This window comes from Paraburkholderia sp. Cy-641, assembly GCF_011752945.1.
In the GTDB taxonomy this organism is placed as follows: domain Bacteria; phylum Pseudomonadota; class Gammaproteobacteria; order Burkholderiales; family Burkholderiaceae; genus Paraburkholderia.
This window is the reverse complement of sequence record NZ_VWWM01000126.1, coordinates 1-3,331: the sequence shown is the minus strand read 5'-3', so window position 1 is coordinate 3,331 and position 3,331 is coordinate 1. Positions and strand designations below refer to the sequence as shown.

General features: G+C 70.2%; 1 protein-coding gene and 1 pseudogene. Both read left to right on the top strand.

From position 1 onward, the window contains the following. Positions 1 to 1,172: pseudogene (locus tag F3J20_RS31610) on the top strand (cellulose synthase); the annotation flags it as partial. A gap of 11 nt (positions 1,173 to 1,183) precedes the next feature. Further along, a complete protein-coding gene (locus tag F3J20_RS31605; protein WP_167285826.1) occupies positions 1,184 to 3,310 on the top strand; it encodes a glycosyl transferase family protein in 2,127 nt (708 codons plus the stop codon). Positions 3,311 to 3,331: the final 21 nt, after the last annotated feature.

The window sequence follows — 3,331 nt, the reverse complement described above, 5'->3', positions numbered from 1 at the left end:
TCGGCGGACAGGCCGCGATCGCGGTCGGCGACAGCCAGGCCATCGGCGTGCTTGCGCAGGCCTGGCGCACGATCAACGTATCGAACCAGCTCGTCGTGCACGGCATCGACAGCAGCATCAACGGCCGGGCCGACGTCGTCGCGCTTTCCGCGCTCGGCGGCGAACCGGCGACACTCGACGTGTACGCCCAGGCGTCGTGGAGCGCCGCCTTCGACCTCGGCGCGGTGGCGGGCGCGGGCCGTCTGCCCGACGCCGTGGTGCTGGATCTCGCGGGCGCGCCCAATAGCGACGGCGCGAGGCCGGTCGCATCGATCTATTTCAACGACGTGCTGATCGGCGCACAGCTGCTGGACGCCGGCGGCCGCGCACAGCGCGTCACCGCTCACATTCCGCGCGCCGCGCTCGCGGCCCGCAACGTGCTGCGCGTGACGTTCCAGCGCCAGCCCGGCAGCGGCTGCGCGATGGCGCAGGGCTATCCGGCCGCGGTTCTGCCCGGCAGTCATCTGACGCTCGCGCGCGCCGACGGCGACGACACCTTCACCGGCATGGTGGGGCGTTTCGCGCAAGGCGCGACGCTGGTCGTGCCGGCGTCGTATCTCGCCGACGCGACGGCGACGCTGCCGCGCGTGGCGCGTCTGGCCAACGCGGCCGGCGTCGCGCCGCAACGCGCGGCGCTGAATGTGAGCCCGGACGGACAAGCAGCGGCGCCCGCCGGCGCGTTTCTCGCCATCGACGTGCCGCTGGCCGATCCGAAGTCGCACGTGCGCATCGCGGACGGCCGCCTGACCATTACCGGCCCGCGCGGTGCGATGCTTTACGACGTGAGCGGCGTCGCCAACCTGGCCGAAGTCGGCGTGATCGACGTCGAGTATGCGGGCGGCACGGCAGGCGTGGTCTACCGCAGCGTCGGCACCCATGCGCCGCCGCTGCCGACGGCCTTCCAGCTTTCGCACGGCGACGTCGCCGTGATCGACCGCAGCGGCGTGCTCAAGCAGCTCGATACCATCCACGAAGGCGATCTGGCGCCGCAGACGGGCAGCGCCGCCACGCCGTGGACGCGCCAGTGGCTCATCTGGTTCGTGCCCGCCGTCGTGGTGGCCGGGTTCGTCGCGCTGCTGCTGCTGGCCGCCTTCGTGCGTCGCCGCAAGGCGCGCCGGTCCGCCGGCGAGTGAGTCCGCGCGCCATGGGTCTGTATTCCGGGTACTACGCCGCGCAGTATTTCGAACTGCTGCAGTACTGCGCGGGCTTCGTCGCGGTGCTGATCCTGCTGTCCGCGCTCGACGACCTGTTCATCGATCTGTGGTACTGGGCGCGCGAGGCGTGGCGCGCCGCGACGGTCAAGCGTGCCTACCGGCCGCTCACGGTCGCGCAGTTGCAGGCGCGCGAGGAGCAGCCGCTCGCGATCATGGTGCCGGCATGGCTCGAATACGACGTGATCGCCGCCATGATCGAGGACATGGTGCGCGTGCTCGACTACCGCAACTACATGGTGTTCGTCGGCACCTATCGCAACGACGCGCAGACCATTGCGGAAGTGGAGCGCATGCGCCGCCGCTACCGGCAACTGCACCGCGTCGAGGTGCCGCACGACGGACCCACCTGCAAGGCCGACTGCCTGAACTGGGTGATCCAGGCGATCTTTCGCCACGAGCGCGAGGCGGGGATCGAATTCGCGGGCGTCGTGCTGCACGACAGCGAGGACGTGCTGCATCCGGTCGAGCTGAAGTTCTTCAATTACCTGCTGCCGCGCAAGGACATGATCCAGCTGCCGGTTGCCTCGCTGGAGCGGCACTGGTACGAACTCGTGGCCGGCACCTACATGGACGAGTTCGCCGAGTGGCACGCGAAGGACCTCGTGGTGCGCGAGAGTCTCGCGGGCGCGGTGCCGTCGGCGGGCGTGGGCACCTGTTTTTCGCGGCGCGCGCTGCTCGCGCTGGCCGAGAGCACGCAGAACCAGCCCTTCAACACCGACAGCCTGACCGAGGACTATGACGTCGGCGCGCGGCTTGCCAGGCTCGGCATGCAGTCGATCTTCGCGCGCTTTCCGGTGCAGTTCCGCTCCCGCCGCGCGACGTGGTTCGGTTTGGGCAAGCCGCGCGAGGTCACCATCACGATGCCGCTGTGCGTGCGCGAGTTCTTCCCCGACACGCTGCGCACCGCCTACCGCCAGCGCGCGCGCTGGGCCCTCGGCATCGGCTTGCAGGGCTGGCAGCACACCGGCTGGAGCGGCTCGCTCGCCCACCGCTACCTGCTGTTTCGCGACCGCAAGGGGATCGTGACCGCGTTCGTCAGCATGGCCGCCTATGCGCTGCTGATCCAGTTCCTGTTGTTCATGGGCGCCAGCGCGCTGGGGCTGCCCGTGGCGCTGCTGCCGTCGCCGTTCGTCAATTCCACGTGGATGCACGTCGTGCTCGGGCTCAATGCCGTGGCGCTGCTGCTGCGCGTCGTGCAGCGCGTCTACTTCGTGACGCGGCTGTACGGCTGGGAGCACGGCGCGATGTCGATTCCGCGCATGGTGGTCGGCAACTTCGTCAATTTTCTGGCCGTGTCGCGTGCGTGGCGGCTGTTTCTCGTCCACCTCGCGACGGGCAAGCGGCTCGCGTGGGACAAGACCATGCACGATTTTCCGACCGCGGACGGCCTGACGGGCGGCCGCCGCCAGCGGCTCGGCGAGCTGCTGCTGTCGTGGCGGGCGATCGACGAGCAGCAGCTCGCGCATGCGCTTGACGACTGGTACGCGCGCGAAGCGCCGCTCGGCCGCGTGCTGATGGCCAAAGGCTGGCTCGACGAGGAAACGCTCGCCGAAGCGATCGCGTTCCAGGCCGACCTGCCGCATGCGGCGCTCGATTTGCGCCAGCTCGACGCCGATCGCGCGCGTCTGCCAGTTGATGCGTCGATCCGTCATCGCGTGCTGGTGCAGGGCACCGACGCGGCCGGCCGCGCGATCCTGCTTACCGCGAGCCCGCTGCCCGAGCCGACGCTGGCGGAGCTTGCCGAGGCGCTCGGGCAGCCGGTCACGCAGCACATCGCGCGCGAAAGCGACGTCGTGACGGGCCTGCGCCTGCTGCGCGGCACGCCCGAAGCGCTGGAGCCGGCCGCCGCGCGTGTTCCGCTGCTCGGCGATCTGCTGATCGAACTCGGCCACGTAACGCGCGAGCGCTTCAACGCGGCGCTGAACCTCTATCGCCCGGACCGCGACGGCCGTATCGGCGACTTCATGGTGGCGCGCGGCGTAATCAGCAGCAGCGCGCTCAACGATGCGATCGCGGCGCAGGTCCGCGCGCGCGAGGCGGGGGTGCCCGTCACATGAGCCCTGTCGCGATTCGCGCGA

Coding starts and splice junctions, on each gene's coding strand:
- F3J20_RS31605 (WP_167285826.1), top strand. CDS start 1,184: ATGGGTCTGTATTCCGGGTACTACGCCGCGCAGTATTTCGAACTGCTG.